Origin of the sequence: Kaistella treverensis, from assembly GCF_900114045.1 — a bacterium.
GTDB classification, from domain to species: domain Bacteria; phylum Bacteroidota; class Bacteroidia; order Flavobacteriales; family Weeksellaceae; genus Kaistella; species Kaistella treverensis.
The window spans coordinates 1-16443 of record NZ_FORQ01000003.1 but is presented as its reverse complement, the minus strand read 5'-3'; the positions used below and the strand labels follow the sequence as shown (position 1 = coordinate 16443).

General features: G+C 38.0%; 16 protein-coding genes and 1 tRNA gene. 15 read left to right on the top strand and 2 right to left on the bottom strand.

The genetic code is table 11. The features are described 5' to 3' along the window. The first annotated feature begins 4 nt into the window (after nt 1-4). The 6 genes from BMZ55_RS08200 to BMZ55_RS08170 all read left to right on the top strand — a co-directional run bounded on the left by BMZ55_RS08200 (nt 5) and on the right by BMZ55_RS08170 (nt 6652). Nucleotides 5-1435, top strand: coding sequence for a SusD/RagB family nutrient-binding outer membrane lipoprotein (locus BMZ55_RS08200; protein ID WP_089819946.1), 1431 nt, complete (start codon nt 5-7; stop codon nt 1433-1435). 81 nt (nt 1436-1516) lie between these two features. Continuing rightward, nucleotides 1517-3295, top strand: coding sequence for an arginine--tRNA ligase (argS, locus tag BMZ55_RS08195; RefSeq protein ID WP_089819945.1), 1779 nt, complete (start codon nt 1517-1519; stop codon nt 3293-3295). A gap of 156 nt (nt 3296-3451) precedes the next feature. Then, nucleotides 3452-4498: an acyl-CoA synthetase family protein gene (locus BMZ55_RS08185; RefSeq protein WP_089819943.1), complete on the top strand. Its 1047-nt coding sequence runs from the start codon at nt 3452-3454 to the stop codon at nt 4496-4498. Between the two features lie 45 nt (nt 4499-4543). Continuing rightward, nucleotides 4544-4939: an alternative ribosome rescue aminoacyl-tRNA hydrolase ArfB gene (arfB, locus tag BMZ55_RS08180; protein WP_089819942.1), complete on the top strand. Its 396-nt coding sequence runs from the start codon at nt 4544-4546 to the stop codon at nt 4937-4939. A 297-nt stretch (nt 4940-5236) separates the two neighbouring features. After that, entirely contained in the window at nt 5237-6211 is a 975-nt protein-coding gene (locus BMZ55_RS08175) for a deoxyhypusine synthase family protein (protein ID WP_089819941.1), read from the top strand. 135 nt (nt 6212-6346) lie between these two features. Beyond that, the gene (locus tag BMZ55_RS08170) at nt 6347-6652 is read left to right on the top strand and encodes an MGMT family protein (protein ID WP_089819940.1); all 306 of its coding nucleotides are present in this window, start codon (nt 6347-6349) and stop codon (nt 6650-6652) included. A gap of 97 nt (nt 6653-6749) precedes the next feature. Here the strand turns inward: BMZ55_RS08170 and htpG are convergent, their stop codons facing one another. Continuing rightward, the gene (gene htpG, locus BMZ55_RS08165) at nt 6750-8639 is read right to left on the bottom strand and encodes a molecular chaperone HtpG (RefSeq protein ID WP_089819939.1); all 1890 of its coding nucleotides are present in this window, start codon (nt 8637-8639) and stop codon (nt 6750-6752) included. A 531-nt stretch (nt 8640-9170) separates the two neighbouring features. Then, nucleotides 9171-10181 (bottom strand): recombinase RecA, encoded by a 1011-nt coding sequence (recA, locus tag BMZ55_RS08160; protein WP_089819938.1) that lies wholly within the window; start codon nt 10179-10181, stop codon nt 9171-9173. A 146-nt stretch (nt 10182-10327) separates the two neighbouring features. Here recA and BMZ55_RS08155 point away from each other — a divergent pair. The 9 genes from BMZ55_RS08155 (at nt 10328) to BMZ55_RS08115 (ending at nt 16203) form a co-directional block, all read left to right on the top strand. Then, nucleotides 10328-10398, top strand: a tRNA-Gln gene (locus BMZ55_RS08155). Between the two features lie 361 nt (nt 10399-10759). Beyond that, entirely contained in the window at nt 10760-11803 is a 1044-nt protein-coding gene (xerA, locus tag BMZ55_RS08150; RefSeq protein ID WP_089819937.1) for a site-specific tyrosine recombinase/integron integrase, read from the top strand. A 156-nt stretch (nt 11804-11959) separates the two neighbouring features. Beyond that, nucleotides 11960-12538 carry a hypothetical protein gene (locus BMZ55_RS08145; protein WP_089819936.1) on the top strand — a complete coding sequence of 193 codons (579 nt, stop codon included), beginning with the start codon at nt 11960-11962 and terminating at the stop codon, nt 12536-12538. 176 nt (nt 12539-12714) lie between these two features. Next, nucleotides 12715-13236, top strand: a complete 522-nt coding sequence (locus BMZ55_RS08140) for a hypothetical protein (RefSeq protein ID WP_089819935.1) — start codon at nt 12715-12717, stop codon at nt 13234-13236. A gap of 250 nt (nt 13237-13486) precedes the next feature. Continuing rightward, nucleotides 13487-13861: an ArsR/SmtB family transcription factor gene (locus BMZ55_RS08135; RefSeq protein ID WP_076388251.1), complete on the top strand. Its 375-nt coding sequence runs from the start codon at nt 13487-13489 to the stop codon at nt 13859-13861. Further along, nucleotides 13858-14451 carry a mercuric transport protein MerTP gene (merTP, locus tag BMZ55_RS08130; protein WP_076388249.1) on the top strand — a complete coding sequence of 198 codons (594 nt, stop codon included), beginning with the start codon at nt 13858-13860 and terminating at the stop codon, nt 14449-14451. Before BMZ55_RS08135 ends, merTP begins: the two co-directional genes overlap by 4 nt. Before the next feature lie 6 nt (nt 14452-14457). Then, the gene (locus BMZ55_RS11475) at nt 14458-14664 is read left to right on the top strand and encodes a GDCCVxC domain-containing (seleno)protein (RefSeq protein ID WP_069796431.1); all 207 of its coding nucleotides are present in this window, start codon (nt 14458-14460) and stop codon (nt 14662-14664) included. A gap of 176 nt (nt 14665-14840) precedes the next feature. After that, the gene (locus tag BMZ55_RS08120) at nt 14841-15590 is read left to right on the top strand and encodes a hypothetical protein (RefSeq protein WP_143068763.1); all 750 of its coding nucleotides are present in this window, start codon (nt 14841-14843) and stop codon (nt 15588-15590) included. 148 nt (nt 15591-15738) lie between these two features. After that, on the top strand, nt 15739-16203 hold the full coding sequence (locus BMZ55_RS08115) for a hypothetical protein (RefSeq protein WP_089819933.1): 465 nt from the start codon (nt 15739-15741) through the stop codon (nt 16201-16203). Nucleotides 16204-16443 lie beyond the last annotated feature (240 nt).

The window sequence follows — 16443 nt, the reverse complement described above, 5'->3', positions numbered from 1 at the left end:
AACAATGAAAAAAATACTTAATAAACTTATCATAGGTGCGTTGGCTGCAATCAGCCTTACGTCGTGCCAGAGAGATTTGCTTTCATTAAATGAAAACGTGAAAGCTCCCTCTGTATTGCCTTCTGAGACATTATTGGCAATGGGGCAAGAAAGGTTTTTCTACTCTACATTTACGGGTAGCGTAAACTTTAATAACTATCGTTTCTTCGTTCAACAGTGGACCGAAACCACCTATACAGACGAAACAAACTACGACTTGGTTACCCGTAACCAACCTCGTAACCACTGGAACAGAATGTATGTGAACTCATTGAACAACTATGAGCAAGCTAAAAAGAACCTTCCAGCCGAAGCTGCTCTTTCTGAAGCAGAAAGAACAAATAAGATGGCTACTTTAGAAATCTCACAAATTATAGTTTGGGAAAACTTGGTAGACACTTACGGTAACGTACCATATTTTGATGCGCTAGCAGCAGCAGAAGGTAATTTTGCGCCAAAATATGATGATGCAAAAGCAATTTATGCTGACCTTTTGAAAAGAATTGATGCTGTTGTTGCACAAATTGATGAAGGTGCAAATGGATACGGAAGTGGTGACTTAGTTTATGGTGGAGATATGACAAAATGGAAACATGTTGCAAACTCTGTAAAACTCAGAATGGCTCTTAACTTAGCTGACGTAGATCCTGCGACTTCAAAATCTGCTGCAGAAGCAGCGGTAGCTTCAGGTGTAATTGCTTCAGCAGATGAGTCTTATACTCTGGACTTCGCTGGTGGAACTTATAATAACCCAGTTTATGACGATTTAGTTGCTTCAGGTAGAAATGACTTTGTTCCAACAGAACTGGTTATTAACATGATGAACGCTAAAAATGATCCAAGAAGAGAAGTTTGGTTTACTACTGTTGACGGTAAATATGTTGGAGGTTTATTTGGAGAATTAAATCCATTTAATGGTAAATCTCACATGAGTGATTTCTGGTTAGCGCCTGATGCACCAGCACCATACTTAAGCTACGAAGAAGTATTGTTCATGAAAGCTGAAGCAGCTGCAAGAGGATACAACGTAGGCGGAACTGCTGTTGAAATGTACAATAAAGCAGTACTAACTTCAATGGCCTTGAACGAGGTAAGCACTGCTGATGCTGCAGCTTATTTAGCTGCTCATCCTTACGATGCTGCAAACTGGAAAAAATCAATTGGGGAAGAAGCTTACATTGCTTTATTCAACCAGCCTTTCGGTGCTTGGTTATTCTCAAGAAGATTAGATTATCCTAAGTTTGAAAACCCTAAAAACAATAAACTTGAAGGAGTACCGGTAAGAATGCCTTACTCTGATCAGGAATATGTGTTGAACAAAACAAATGTAACTGCTGCTGCTACCGCAATTGGTGGTGACAAAGCAACTACAAAACTGTTCTGGGACAAATTCTAAGGTTTAATCCTCAGTATTTAATTCAGCCACTCCTCGGAGTGGCTTTTTTATTTCTGTATATTTGTATATCAAAAATCTACCATGAACATTAAAGATATTATTCAGGACAAATTAAAAGAAATTATCGCCACGGTTTTTCAAATAGATGGTCTAAACATAACCGATACAGTCACCCTGGAGGTACAGCAAAATAAAACCGACTTCGAAGGAGATTTCACTATCGTTACTTTTCCGCTTGTAAAAGTTTTGAAACAAAGCCCGGACTATATCGCAATGGAACTCGGCGACGCGTTCATGACCCAAACCGATTTTGTCGAAAGCTATCACGTCGTAAAAGGCTTCCTCAACTTAAAAATTAAAAACAAATTCTTCCTCAATAATTTCCAACATACCAAAGAAAACTTTGATGAAATAAAAAGCCGAAATGAAACCGTAATGGTAGAGTTTTCATCACCAAATACCAACAAACCATTGCACCTAGGCCACATCCGAAACAACCTTTTGGGATATTCGGTATCGCAGATTTTAAAGCAGGACGGCTACGACGTTATCAAAACTCAGATCATCAACGACCGCGGAATCCATATCTGCAAATCAATGCTCGCCTGGCAAAAATCCGGGGCAGGTGAAACTCCGGAAAATACCGGCTTAAAAGGCGATAAATTGGTGGGAAACTATTATGTCGCTTTTGACCAAAACTACAAAAAGCAAATCGCCGAACTCGTTGCTGAAGGAACCGACGAAAACACCGCTAAAAAACAGGCACCTGTCATGCTCGAAGCACAGAAAATGCTTCTCGACTGGGAAAAAGGCAATGAAACGGTGCGGACCCTTTGGTCTGCAATGAACTCTTGGGTGTACGCCGGCTTCGCCGAAACTTACAAGCGTCTAGGCGTAGATTTTGACCAAATTCAATACGAAAGCAACACTTATCTTTTAGGTAAAGATCTTATTCAGCACGGCCTCATTACCGGCGTTCTCTACCAAAAAGAAGACGGCTCCGTGTGGTGCGACCTTGCAGATGAAGGCTTGGACCACAAACTTTTGCTTCGCGGTGACGGAACTTCAGTTTACATGACTCAGGATCTGGGAACTGCTGTTCAGCGGTTTCAGGAAAACGACATTCAGAAACTCATCTATACCGTCGGGAACGAGCAGGATTACCACTTCGATGTGCTCTTCAAAATTCTGAAAAAATTAGGCTATGACTGGGCAAAAAATCTTTACCATCTATCCTACGGAATGGTCGAACTTCCCGAAGGCAAAATGAAATCGCGCGAAGGAACCGTAGTTGATGCCGACGATTTGATGCAGGAAATGTACATCACGGCAAAAGAAAAAGCACAGGAACTAGGTAAACTCGAAAATCTATCCGACGAAGAAAAAGAAAAATCTTACGAAACCGTCGGAATTGGCGCACTAAAATATTTCATGCTGAAAGTAGATCCGAAAAAGAAAATGCTTTTCAATCCGGCAGAAAGTATCGATTTTGCTGGAAATACAGGCCCGTTCATCCAATACACGTACGCGCGAATCCAGTCGTTGCTGGCGAAAGCCAACTACCAGCCAACTGCGCTCTCCGACTATGAACTTACCGCCTCGGAAAAAGACCTCGTGATGCATCTTTCCAATTTCAAGGAAACCGTTACGCGCGCTGCAGAAACACTTTCACCGGCACTCGTGGCAAATTACATTTATGACGTCGTAAAATCCTACAACTCCTTCTACCAGAACAATCCGATCCTGAGCCAGGAAGATGAAAACACCAAAAATTTCCGTCTTGAATTGTCAGATTTAACCGGAAAAACCATTAAAAAAGGGCTTGAATTATTAGGAATCGGCACCGTAAACCGCATGTAAATATTTTGGGCGTGCCCCGATTTCCCTCGGCATTTCCCGCGCGCATCGGGTCGGTCTCTGGCTGCAATCTTTTTTTGTGGCGCTTCGCGCCGCAAAAAAAGGATTTCCGCCTCCCACCTCACGCGGGTGATCGCTGATATGAAACCATTTCAAAAAATGAAAATCGATTTTTCTCAAAACTCCTGGCAAAACCTCACGCCGGAAACGGATTTTGAAAAAAAAGTGCTCGCTTTTATCAGCGAGTGGTTTTCAGCATCCGAAACAGTAAAAGTGCAGACTTCCGGTTCCACAGGCGCGCCGAAAATTTTCGATATCGAAAAAGTAAAAATGCGCAATTCCGCGAAAATGACTTGCGACATTTTAGGACTTCAAAAAGGCGATTCCGCACTACTCTGTCTTCCCGTAGAATATATTTCCGGGAAAATGATGGTTGTACGTGCCATTGAAAGAGATCTGATTTTAACCGTAAAATCACCATCCGCCGCGCCGCTGGAAGATGTGATCGAACAAATTGATTTCTGTGCGCTCTCGCCGCTGCAGGTAGAAAATTCCCTGCAAAAACTGCATTTTTTTCAAAATATCATTATCGGAGGCGCCTCGGTATCTGAAACGCTGAAAAATAAAATCCACAACGCTTTAAGTTCAACCGAAATTGAAAATGCTCCAAAAATATTTGAAACCTACGGTATGTCGGAAACGTTGTCTCACATCGCTCTTAAAGAAATTTCTCCTGTTCCAGAGGCATTTTTTTCTGTTTTGCCTGGCGTGGAAATATCTACCGATGACAGAAACTGTCTCCAGATTTTCGCGCCCAATTTAAATTCGGAACTGCTTACAACGAACGATTTAGTTGAGATAAAAAACGAAACTGGTTTTCGTTTTTTGGGTAGAATTGATCACGTCATCAATTCCGGTGGATTGAAAATTTATCCGGAAGAATTGGAAGCATTGGTGAAAAAAATCCTGCCTCAGGAGCTTATTTTTCTCGGAATCCCGGACGAAGTGCTCGGGCAGAAATTGGTTTTGGTCATTGAAGGCGCGGAAGATGAAACCCAAAAATCGCTGCTTAGAACCGTTAATTTTCCTACGAAAAATCATCAGCCCAAAGAAATTATTTTCCTCAAGGAATTTCCACGTATTCCGAACGGCAAAATCGATCGCCAGAAATTGCTTCAAATCGCAACTGAAAAAATCCGCCGTTAAAACGGCATTTTTTTTCGTTTTACAATATTCTTTATCTTTGTTTCCATGAGAGATTTCACCAAAGAACTTACGTACAAAACCTCGCGCAGCAGCGGCGCGGGCGGACAAAACGTGAACAAAGTGGAAACCTCGGTCACCGTCATGTGGAATGTTGCCGCCAGCGATTTTTTTTCAATTGAAGCGAAAGAAATGATTTCTGAAAAACTGAAAAATCGTATCAATTCAGACGGAATTTTGCAACTCACCGTTTCGGAAAGCCGCACGCAGTTGCAGAACAAAAAAATCGCGACGGAAAGGATTTTAGAATTGGTGAAAAAATCGCTTTTCATTCCGAAAGCGCGAAAGGCGACAAAACCTTCAAAAGCGAAAATCGAAAAGCGGCTGAAAGCGAAGAAGGAACTTTCCGCGAAAAAGGAAAACAGACGGTTTCGCGGTGAATAGATTTTTGAAAAAATTTGCTGTTTTAAGGGTAAATTTTTTGGTTTTTAGCTCCCGCAGATTTTGATAATTTCGCAGATGTAAAAAATTAGCTGCTTAAAGCGGATTTTTTTTGCTTTTTGCCTTGAAAAGAAGAAACCAAAGCTCCCCTAGCCCCGATTGCAGTGGCATCCCCCGGCGAGGTTGCAACCGAAGCCGGGGATAAAACGGAAAGCGGGTTGTAATCTTCGAACGGAGCGAAAAGCGTCTTGTCCTAAAAGAATTCTTTTTAATTATTATCTTTGCTAAAACGAAAAAATTATGAGTAAGCCGATTACGGAATTTATAGAAAAATATTATCTGCATTTTAATTCTGCCGCTTTGGTAGACGCTTCCAAAGGTTATGTGGCGCACCTGAAAGATGGCGGGAAAATGATGATTACCCTTGCCGGCGCGATGTCTACGGCGGAAATCGGGAAAATTCTGGCGGAAATGATCCGTCAGGATAAAGTGGATATTATTTCGTGTACAGGCGCGAATTTGGAGGAAGATTTGATGAACTTGGTGGCGCATTCACATTATGAAAGAGTGCCGCATTACCGCGACCTTACGGCGCAGGATGAGTGGAATTTGCTTGAAAAAGGTTTGAACCGTGTGACCGATACGTGTATTCCGGAAGAGGAAGCATTCCGACGTTTGCAGAAACATATTGTGGAAATTTGGAAAGATGCAGAAGCAAAAGGCGAGCGTTATTTCCCGCATGAATATATGTATAAAATGCTTTTATCAGGCGTTTTGGAGCAATATTATGAAATCCCGAAAGAGAATTCCTGGATGTTGGCCGCGGCGGAGAAAAACCTGCCGATTGTAGTGCCAGGCTGGGAAGATTCTACCATGGGAAATATTTTCTCCAGCTATTGTATCAAAGGTGAACTAAAGCCTTCGACCATGAAATCAGGAATTGAATATATGATGTATTTAGCGGATTGGTATCCGAAAAATTCTGGTGGAAAAGGCGTTGGATTCTTCCAGGTTGGCGGTGGAATCGCGGGTGATTTCCCAATTTGCGTAGTTCCGATGCTGTACCAGGATATGGAAATGACCGACATACCTTTCTGGTCGTATTTCTGCCAGATCTCTGATTCTACAACGTCTTACGGTTCGTACTCCGGTGCTGTGCCGAACGAAAAAATTACTTGGGGAAAACTGGATATCACGACACCGAAATTTATCGTTGAAAGTGACGCCACGATTTGTGCGCCGCTGATGTTCTCTTATATTTTGGAAAACTCGTAAACGAAGGATGAAGGGTGAAGTTGGAAGTCTGAAATATGGAGTTTGAAGTATGAAATAAAAAAATCGTCTCAGAAATGGGGCGATTTTTTTTGCCGTTTTAACACCGAATTTTACTAAAAGTTCTAACTTTAAACTATGAATGATTTATTCAACAAGCAGGTTTTTGAAATCATTAACCTTATTCCGAAAGGTCGTGTGACAAGTTACGGCGCGATTGCAAAAGCGGTGGGTTATCCGAATCACGCGCGGCATGTGGGAAATGCATTGCGAGATTACGATGATGATTTTCCCGCACACCGCGTGTGCAATGCTTCCGGACGAATTACCGCGAGCTGTAAACGCGATTTTATAGGAAAGTTAAAAGCAGAAAATATCGAGGTAAAAGAAGGAAAAATCCAGAATTTTAAAAATGTGTTTTGGAATCCGCTGGAGGAATTATAACTACGAATGCAGAAATAAAAAACCTCGTAAAAGTTTGACAACTGCTACGAGGTTATATCAGCAAATTTCTTTTCTCTTTTTACTTTGCTCTTTTCAATTACTTACTCAACTGCTGATAACTTCTTTGTATAAAATCCGTCAGGTCTTTTCCTTTCAACAAATTTTGAGAAAGTTTCGCCAAATCTAAAGCATATTTAATTTTGGTGTTTTTCTCTTCTGCATTTTGATTTTTCAGGATTTCGGAAGCAAGTTCGCTGTTCGAATTTACCACCAAATTATACATTTCCGGGAAACCGCCCATGCCGAACATTCCACCGCCGCCGGTCGCCTGCATATCTTTCATACGGCGCATAAATTCCGGCTGCGTAATCATAAACGGTGCTTCGGTGCTTTCTAAATCCTCGATTTGTACTGAAAATTTAGTATCGTTCACCGCTTCTTCAATATTTTTCTTCAAAGATTCTTTTTCCTCTTCATTGAGTTTAGAAATCGCTGCATCTTCTTTTTTAATCAAATTGTTTAGGTGATCCGCATCAACGCGTGCAAAAGAAATTTTCTCTTTCGAAGTTTCTAATTTCTGAATCAAATGCGGAACTATTGGTGAATCAAGTAACAAAACTTCATAACCTTTGTCGTTCGCGGCCTGAACGTAGCTATGTTGTTCGTGTTCATTTGTCGCGTATAAAAGCACGAAATTTCCGTCTTTGTCAGTCTGCTTTGGTTTCAGTTTTTCTTCCAGTTCAGACCATAAATAATATTTTCCGTCGGTGGTTGGATACAGTGCAAATTTGTCTGATTTATCAAAGAACTTATCTTCGGAAATCATTCCGTATTCGATGACGATTTTTATGTCATTCCATTTTTTCTCGTAATCTTCACGGTTTTCATTGAATAATGAAACCATTTTGTCCGCCACTTTTTTGGTGATATAAGACGATATTTTTTTCACCGCGCCGTCCGCCTGAAGATATGAACGGGAAACGTTCAGCGGTATATCCGGAGAATCGATGACACCGCGCAGTAACATGAGGAAATCCGGCACAATTCCTTTCACCTCATCGGTCACGTACACCTGATTTTGGTAGAGCTGAATTTTATCTTTCTCAATGTTTAAGCCGTTGGTCAGTTTCGGGAAATACAAAATTCCGGTCAAATGGAACGGATAATCCACGTTCAAATGAATATTAAATAAAGGCTCCTCAAACTGCATTGGGTACAGCTCGTGGTAGAACTGCTTGTAATCCGCGTCAGTCAGCTCGCTTGGCGCTTTTGTCCACGCTGGAGTCGGATTGTTGATGATATTGTCCACTTCCACATTTTCGGCTTTTGCATCTTCAGCAGCATCTTCCGGTAAAGGTAAAGTTTCCGTTTTCGTCCCGAATTTAATCGGAACCGGCATAAATTTATTGTATTTCAAAAGCAGCTCGCGAATTCTGGATTCTTCCAAAAACTCCGTAGAATCTTCAGCGATGTGCAAAATAATATCCGTTCCGCGCTCGGTTTTGTCGGCTTCTTCCAAAGTATAAACCGGACTTCCGTCGCAAATCCAACGCACAGCAGGTTCGTCTTTGTAAGATTTGGTTACGATTTCCACTTTTTCCGCCACCATAAACGCAGAGTAAAATCCAAGTCCAAAATGACCGATAATTCCGGAATCTTTCGAAGTATCTTTATATTTTTCCAAGAATTCTTCAGCGCCTGAAAATGCAATTTGGTTGATGTATTTTTCAACTTCAGCACCCGTCATCCCGATTCCCTGGTCAGAAATCGTAAGCGTTTTCGCGTCTTTATCGATCGCAACTTCAATTTTCGGTGTACCGTAGTCGGTTTTTATTTCACCGATGCTGGTCAGGTGTTTCAGCTTCAAAGTCGCGTCTGTCGCGTTAGAAATCAGCTCACGCAAAAATATTTCGTGGTCGCTGTAGAGAAACTTTTTGATTAAGGGGAAAATATTTTCCACCGAGACATTAATATTTCCTTGTGTCATTTTAAGTGATTTTTATGTTATGCGAGGGAAATCTCAAATAGAACACCAATCTGCAGAAAGTGACATTTTGTCAAGATTTTGGGCAATTCCCTTGGCCGGCGCCTGCGGCGCCGGCCAAGGGGACCGGGATATTCACTGCAACTCCTCCCCGCGCGGCGGGTCCGGGGTTTCCGTTGCTATCCCTATTGCGGCTTGCGTGCTAATTTTCCTTTTCGTCTAGAATTTTTAGCCGTTATTCCACCCAAATTTTCCGAATTTCCAAAATTCGGCAAAAATCTAAAAAAACACCTAAATAACCGGCAAATTTTAGCTGCTTTTTAACCAAGCTCTGTTTAAGCAAAACCGAAAAAAAAACGGTAAAATAACCGGCAGATTTTAGCTGCTATTGAAACCAAAATCGTGTTTAAGCAAAAAACAAAAAAAAACACCAATTTAACGCGGAATTTTTTCATTCAAAAATTAAAATATCCGGGTGAAAAACAAAAAAAACGGCAAAAAATGCCGTTTTTTTTATCATTAAAATAGTTGGGATTAAGCTTCTTTTTTGTTTTTAATCTCTTCGCGGATTTTTCCTTCAAGCTCATCAGACAAATCCGGATTGTCTTTCAACATATCACGAACCGCATCGCGACCTTGACCCAGTTTCGTGTCCGCATAGCTGAACCAGGAACCGCTTTTTTTCACAATTCCCATATCTACGGCAGCGTCCAGGATTTCACCAGTTTTCGAAATGCCTTCACCGTACATGATGTCGAATTCTGCCATTTTGAAAGGTGGAGCTACTTTATTTTTCACAATCTTCACTTTCACGCGGCTTCCTACGGCCTCATCACCTGTTTTAATCGGCGCGCTGGCTTTTCGGATATCAATCCTTACCGAAGCGTAAAACTTCAGCGCATTTCCGCCCGTTGTCGTTTCCGGGTTTCCGAACATCACCCCGATTTTTTCTCTCAGCTGGTTGATGAAAATCACGGTACATTTGGTTTTAGAAATGGTTCCGGTTAATTTTCTCAATGCCTGTGACATCAATCTCGCGTGAAGTCCCATTTTGGAATCTCCCATTTCACCTTCAATTTCTGCTTTTGGCGTTAAAGCCGCCACAGAGTCAATCACCACGATATCCACAGCACCGGAACGGATTAAATTATCAGCGATTTCCAAAGCCTGTTCACCGTTGTCTGGTTGAGAAATAATAAGATCATCTAGGTTAATGCCTAGTTTTCTCGCATAACTTCTGTCGAAAGCGTGCTCTGCATCGATAAAAGCAGCAATTCCGCCCAATTTTTGCGCTTCAGCAATAGCGTGTAAAGTCAAAGTCGTTTTTCCGGATGATTCCGGTCCATAAATTTCGATGACGCGTCCGCGCGGATAACCGCCCACGCCCAAAGCCAAATCTACCCCAAGCGACCCCGAAGGAATCACCTCGATATTGGTGTCAACAGATGCGTCACCCAAAGTCATTACGGTACCTTTACCGTAAGTTTTATCTAATTTATCAAGCACTAAAGCCAGTGCTTTTTTCTTATCGTCAATACTGCTCATTTGTAAATTTATTTTGTCAAAAATACGGAATTTTCACGTGAAATAAAACTAAAAAAAGGCATAATTTCGGGTTTTAAAAAATAATTTTGAAAATAATTTTTTAATTAAAAATATTTGTTTTAGATTTGCACCACCAAAATAATGACAGACCCATGGTGTAACGGTAGCACTTCGGTTTTTGGTACCGCCAGTTGGGGTTCGAATCCCTGTGGGTCTACAAACAAGTACTGTTAATCAGCACTTTACTATTATCAGGGACTAAATCAGGGACTAATGTTCCTGATTTTTTTAGTTTCCAAATAAAATACTTTTAATTTCCGGTAATATTCCTACGCATTTTAAAGGTTCGTTAACTTAACGCTACTTTAAAATATGGTGCTTCTATTTTATTAAATAACATAGTTTTCAGTCAACAAAAAATTGCTTTGAATAAGGGCAGATTTAGCGAATCACCACTCTTTTTGCGATTTAGTTCAACATCATAAAAGGCACTAGTCTTGTTATCAATACTTTTGTGCAGCCACGAAATACCTTATAATTTTAAATGTGATACCTTTATATTTAATTATCAGCACTGTATGAAGTGGAGCGCAAAATTAATTACACATCGAAACCAAGATAGAATTGCGGTAATTTTCGATAAAGATGAAGAGTTGATCCGACGGATAAAACTAATTAATGGAGCGCGATGGAGTCAGCAGAAAAAACTATGGCATATCCCAGACACGCGAGAAAATAGAGAAAAATTCCAAATCACACAGAAACAAGACACCACACTTTCGGAAGATGGACAACAACATCTAAATCAATTCATCCGGTGGCTCTCGTCGAAAAGATATAGCCCAAATACAATCAAAACTTATTCTGAGGCATTAAGATCATTTCTCGTTTATTACCAATCTAATGCTATTTGCGAACTAACCAACGCACATGTACTTGATTTTAATAACGATTACATTTTGAAAAAAAAATTATCCGCATCTTACCAAAACCAAGTTATTAGTGCTATCAAATTATACTTTAGAACAATACGTAAAACAAAAATAGAAGTAGATAAAATTGACCGACCCAAAAAGCCTAAAACATTACCAAATGTTTTGAGTAAAGAAGAAGTAAAGAATATATTGGAAGCACATGCCAATATGAAACACAAAATGATGCTTTCCTTAATTTATAGTTGTGGTTTGCGCTGCAGTGAGTTACTACAATTACGACCACTGGACATTGATTCTAAAAGAAATATTGTTCTGATTAAGCAAGCAAAAGGAAAAAGAGATAGAATTACGCCATTGTCTCCAAAGATTTTAGAATTATTAAGAACCTATTACCAACTTTACAAACCAAAAACGTATTTATTTGAAGGTCAAGAACCAGGTACTATTTATTCTGCAAAAAGCCTTCAAAGTGTATTAAAACAAGCATTAGAAAAATGCAATATAAAAAAGCCAGTTACCTTACATTGGTTACGGCATAGTTATGCCACGCATTTATTGGAAAGCGGAACTGACTTGCGTTACATTCAGGAATTACTTGGGCATAACAGCAGTAGAACAACAGAAATTTACACCCATGTAAGCACGAAAAGCTTACAGCACATAAAAAGTCCGTTTGATGATTTGTAATGGAAAAAAATATATCTTAGTGATTCGAAATAAGTCCTACGACTATCAGACAAATCCCTACCAAACACGTTGTATTTGTCTGACGAAGTAAGACATATAAATAAGTTGTAGGTCATTTTAGGACGGAACGCATAACCAAAAAACACAACTAAAAGATTGGACGAAATTTTACTAATAGGGCTTTTTATTCTTGTTTTTGTTGGACTTCCAATCGGGCTTGGACTTTTATTATATTTTATTCCAAAAAAATTTGGTCACCCAAAGACAGGAAAGTATTTAACAATAATTTTTGGAGTTTTTATATTATCTATAGTACCGTGGACTGCGTTTGAAGACCAACTTTTTACAACGAATAACGCAAAAGAACTTGTTGAAGAACAACAAATATTTTTAAAAGACAAATTTGATTTACAAGACAACAAATCAATGTTAGCAATTGGCGACTATTATCACACTTTTACGTTGAAAATTTCAGCGCGCGATAAGCAAAATGCGATTTTTAAAATAAAGAATTCTGACAATTTCAAAACTAACAATTCTTCCGTCAACCAAATGCTTTATCTTTCAGACAAAAGATATTTTGGACCTAAAGTGACGCAAAATTATGAGACTTCAAATGCTTTTGTTAGAGAGTATTTCCAACCTAGTGGACAAGAGGGTTATGCACCAACATTTAGAAGGATCTCTATAAATAAAGATAAAAACGAATTGACATTTGAAGATATTGATGAATAAAAAAACGCCCTATAACAAGATATTTCTACAAGCGGGTATGAAGTTTTCATCGAAGATTTTAGCGGTTAATTAAGTTTTTAGCAAGTACAAAGTTTTCGTATTTTTATCCCGCCTGCAGAAATATCCAACCGTTATGCGTCAGCATCAAACGACGGAAATATAATCATAAATAATTTATGGCATTTTTATTTTTTCTTTTCTTTCTAGTTCCATTGACGGGAATAATGATTTTCGTCTGGTGGAAAACAAATAATAAGGTTTTCGGAAAAGTAATCGGATACTTCTGGCTTTCCGTGATTGGATTAATTATTTTATCTTTAGTAGTGGAAAAATTAACGGCGAAAAAAATATTAAAAAAGAAAGACTATTACGGACAGTACATTATCGACAGAGACTTTTTCCCAGGTAAACAGGCGGATTGGCAATATGAAACTTTTCGATTTAAAATTAATAATGATAAAATTTATTTTTATGTTACAAATCATGACAAAATAGTAAGAACTTTTAGTGGTACAATTTCAACAACAGCACCATATGGTTCAGAAAGACTTATAATAAATATGGAGCAACCGACAATTCATGTATTAAAAACTAATCCAACAGTTTATAGAAACGCTTGGAGTTTTTATTTAGTTTTCCATTCCGATAAATTTAATAATATGTACTTTAAAAAAGGAAATTGGAAACCCATAAATTGAATAAATTTTAAAAAGCCGAACGCATAACATCGTATTGGCAATAGTGCGGAGGAATCGCAAGTTGAACCATTTTAGATGTTTCGAAGAGTAATTATAATAAGAAAGTTTCCGCGTTTAAGCCGCACCATCGCCAATACGTAACCGTTAGTGGCAAGGCTATGACGACACAACCCGACAGACAAATCGGGTACTTTTTGATATTTTGTATTTTAGTAATTGCTTAAATAAACAAATTGACTATCTTTGCCTTATGGACAATAATTCTTGCATAAGACAACAAGCGGACATTAAACAAATAAACCGCTGTAAAGACCGAGTTTCAGAACTTAACGGCTCGTTTGAGTATTTATCGAACGGACTTGAATTGGCAGGAAACAACGTAAGACTGAAAATTCTATTTCTACTTTATGAAGAAAAACGACTTTGTGTTTGTGATATAAGCGATATTCTTGGTATGACAATTTCAGCAGTTTCGCAACACTTACGAAAACTCAAAGACAGAAAGCTCATTGAAACCGAACGTGAAGCACAAACCATTTTTTACTCATTGACAAAAGAGTATGAAAAAATGCTGAAACCGTTTTTCAAAATACTTGACGAAAACAAAATATTAGAAACATTATGAAAACAGACAACAAACTAATCGGAGCAGGACTTTTAACAGCAATTGCAGCTTCATTGTGTTGCATTACACCTGTCTTGGCTCTCATTGCAGGAACAAGCGGACTTGCTTCAACTTTTTCTTGGCTTGAACCTTTCCGACCATATTTTATCGGTTTGACAATTTTGGTTCTTTGTTTTGCTTGGTATCAAAAGTTAAAACCTAAAAAGCAAATTGACTGCAATTGTGAAACAGAAGAAAAACCAAAATTCATTCAGTCAAAAATGTTTTTAGGAATAGTAACAGCATTTGCAATCGTAATGCTTGCCTTTCCATACTACTCAAGCATTTTCTACCCAAAGACAGAAAAGCAAATCATAGTAGTGGACAAATCCAATATTCAAAAAGTAGAATTTACGATTACCGGAATGACTTGTGCAAGTTGTGGCGAACACGTAAATCACGAAGTAAATAAATTGACAGGAATAATAAGTTCAAACGCTTCCTACGAAAAAGGAAACGCAATCGTAGAATTTGACAACTCAAAAACAAATATTTCTGAAATCGAAAAAGCAATAAACTCAACAGGATATTCTGTAACCGACAAAAAATAAAATCAAATGGAAATCAAATTACAATCAACAATTACTTGCCCCAACTGTGGACACAAGAAAGAAGAAACAATGCCGACAGACGCTTGCCAATATTTTTACGAATGTGAAAAATGCAAACAAGTGCTTAAACCAAAGCAAGGCGACTGTTGTGTTTATTGCAGTTACGGAAGTGTTGCTTGTCCACCAATTCAGCAGGACAAAAAATGTTGCTGACAGACGGAAAACAAAGAAGCCCAGCCACTAACAGCGGTTTGGCAAAAGTGGCGGTTTAGTACTTCGTATGACAGTTTTTCGTAAATTTGAAGTGTGTGCTTCGTATGAACATTTGTGGTAAAATCGCCACCTTCGCCAAGCCGCAAAACGTTAGTGGCTATTATACAAGAAATCGAATGAAATCAACCGAAAGAATAATAAAAGATATTCGTTTTTACGAAATAAAACCAAAAGATTTCACAGGGGATTTTGACGGAATTATTGGTAATGTTTACCATATTACTGAAGACACAAATTCAATCGGTCAACGAATTGCTAGAAAACTTAACGAGTGGAACTTTATTTCAGGAGAATTTGATCATATTTATATAAACTTTACCGAAAACATAAAACTTGGAGAGTTAATTGAAAGCGAAAAGTTTCTAGATAAACGTATAAAATATGTTGATTATGGAATTGAGCCAAAATCATTTAATTCGCTTACAGAATTTGAAAAAAATCAATTAGTCAAAGACGTTACATTCAAAACTTTAATTTTGCTTTACGAAAAAGATGAAGAAAAAATTGGTAAAATAATTGAAGTCGAAAATTTGCTAAACAAATTTGAAACGGAAATTGAAATCGCTTATAAAATCAAAGAAACAAATTCATATAAAATTGAAATTGGTTATATGATTAATCCGAAAAAAACTTTGTCAAAAATTGTTGTAAAATATTTTGATAAAGAAAATGAAACTCAAAAAACAACGACTAAAGATTTATATTTTTATGAAGACATATTTTATTTAGTTGACAAAATTGAAGTTAAGAACGGAAAAATAATTTTCACGCATAAAAAAACGAGTTTAGGAGAAATTGCAACTGCCAAATATGAAAAGCCATTTGAAATAGAAATCACCGAAATGGAAAGAAATAACAGCCACTAACACACGCTACAAGCAATTTGGGCATTTGGCTTAATGGAAAATTTGGTTTGTATTTGGAAGATTTGGCAAATCCGAAAGATTACGCTTCCTTAATCCCAAACTGCCTGTAGCGCGAGAACGTTAGCAAATATTTAAAACGAAATCACATATGAAAATAATTCTGATTTTATTATCATTTCTTTTTTTGACTGATTCAAATTTATTACATCAAGACACATTATTAAAAGTTGACGAAAACGGAAAAATAATTGGATTGCCGAAAGAATTTGGTATTGCAGAATTTGATTTAGACAGAAAATATTTAAGAATAAATGACAAAGAAATAGTTTTTCCTAGATGTATGAATTATTATTTTAATATCCACAAAAAACCTAATATAAAGCTATTGGCGTCTTGGTATCATTCAAAAGACATAATGCCATATTATTTGAATTTTGATATTTCACAGCAAAACGAAAATTTCGGTTATAACATATTGGTTAATTTAGAAACATTAGAACTGATTTACATCAATATTTCAATCGAGCAAGGAACTACGACTTATAATCACAAAATCCAACTAGAAGAATACTGCTTGGACGAATATAAAAATGGAATAAATACTCTGAAATAGCGAATGAATAAAAAAACATTTGCTAACAGCGGCTATGCGCCAGGCGGGAAATCCGTCTTCGGTTGACAGATTACGGATGCGAGAAATGAGCGTTTTCAAAAGAACAATCCCGGGTAAAAGCCCCGCCCGGCGCATAGCCGCGGAACGTTATCTGTAATGCTATCGAAAAATCGGTTTTAAAAGTTAAAAACTTGATCTACAAAAATAAAAGTTCAAAAATATGGATGGAAAGATAAAATT

Bases quoted from the DNA above. Each gene is read 5' to 3' on its own strand.
- xerA (WP_089819937.1), top strand. From the start codon at position 10,760: ATGAAGTGGAGCGCAAAATTAATTACACATCGAAACCAAGATAGAATT.
- BMZ55_RS08185 (WP_089819943.1), top strand. From the start codon at position 3,452: ATGAAAATCGATTTTTCTCAAAACTCCTGGCAAAACCTCACGCCGGAA.
- BMZ55_RS08175 (WP_089819941.1), top strand. From the start codon at position 5,237: ATGAGTAAGCCGATTACGGAATTTATAGAAAAATATTATCTGCATTTT.
- argS (WP_089819945.1), top strand. From the start codon at position 1,517: ATGAACATTAAAGATATTATTCAGGACAAATTAAAAGAAATTATCGCC.
- BMZ55_RS08200 (WP_089819946.1), top strand. From the start codon at position 5: ATGAAAAAAATACTTAATAAACTTATCATAGGTGCGTTGGCTGCAATC.
- BMZ55_RS08120 (WP_143068763.1), top strand. From the start codon at position 14,841: ATGAAATCAACCGAAAGAATAATAAAAGATATTCGTTTTTACGAAATA.
- arfB (WP_089819942.1), top strand. From the start codon at position 4,544: ATGAGAGATTTCACCAAAGAACTTACGTACAAAACCTCGCGCAGCAGC.
- BMZ55_RS08135 (WP_076388251.1), top strand. From the start codon at position 13,487: ATGGACAATAATTCTTGCATAAGACAACAAGCGGACATTAAACAAATA.
- htpG (WP_089819939.1), bottom strand. From the start codon at position 8,639: ATGACACAAGGAAATATTAATGTCTCGGTGGAAAATATTTTCCCCTTA.
- BMZ55_RS08115 (WP_089819933.1), top strand. From the start codon at position 15,739: ATGAAAATAATTCTGATTTTATTATCATTTCTTTTTTTGACTGATTCA.
- BMZ55_RS08140 (WP_089819935.1), top strand. From the start codon at position 12,715: ATGGCATTTTTATTTTTTCTTTTCTTTCTAGTTCCATTGACGGGAATA.
- recA (WP_089819938.1), bottom strand. From the start codon at position 10,181: ATGAGCAGTATTGACGATAAGAAAAAAGCACTGGCTTTAGTGCTTGAT.
- merTP (WP_076388249.1), top strand. From the start codon at position 13,858: ATGAAAACAGACAACAAACTAATCGGAGCAGGACTTTTAACAGCAATT.
- BMZ55_RS11475 (WP_069796431.1), top strand. From the start codon at position 14,458: ATGGAAATCAAATTACAATCAACAATTACTTGCCCCAACTGTGGACAC.
- BMZ55_RS08170 (WP_089819940.1), top strand. From the start codon at position 6,347: ATGAATGATTTATTCAACAAGCAGGTTTTTGAAATCATTAACCTTATT.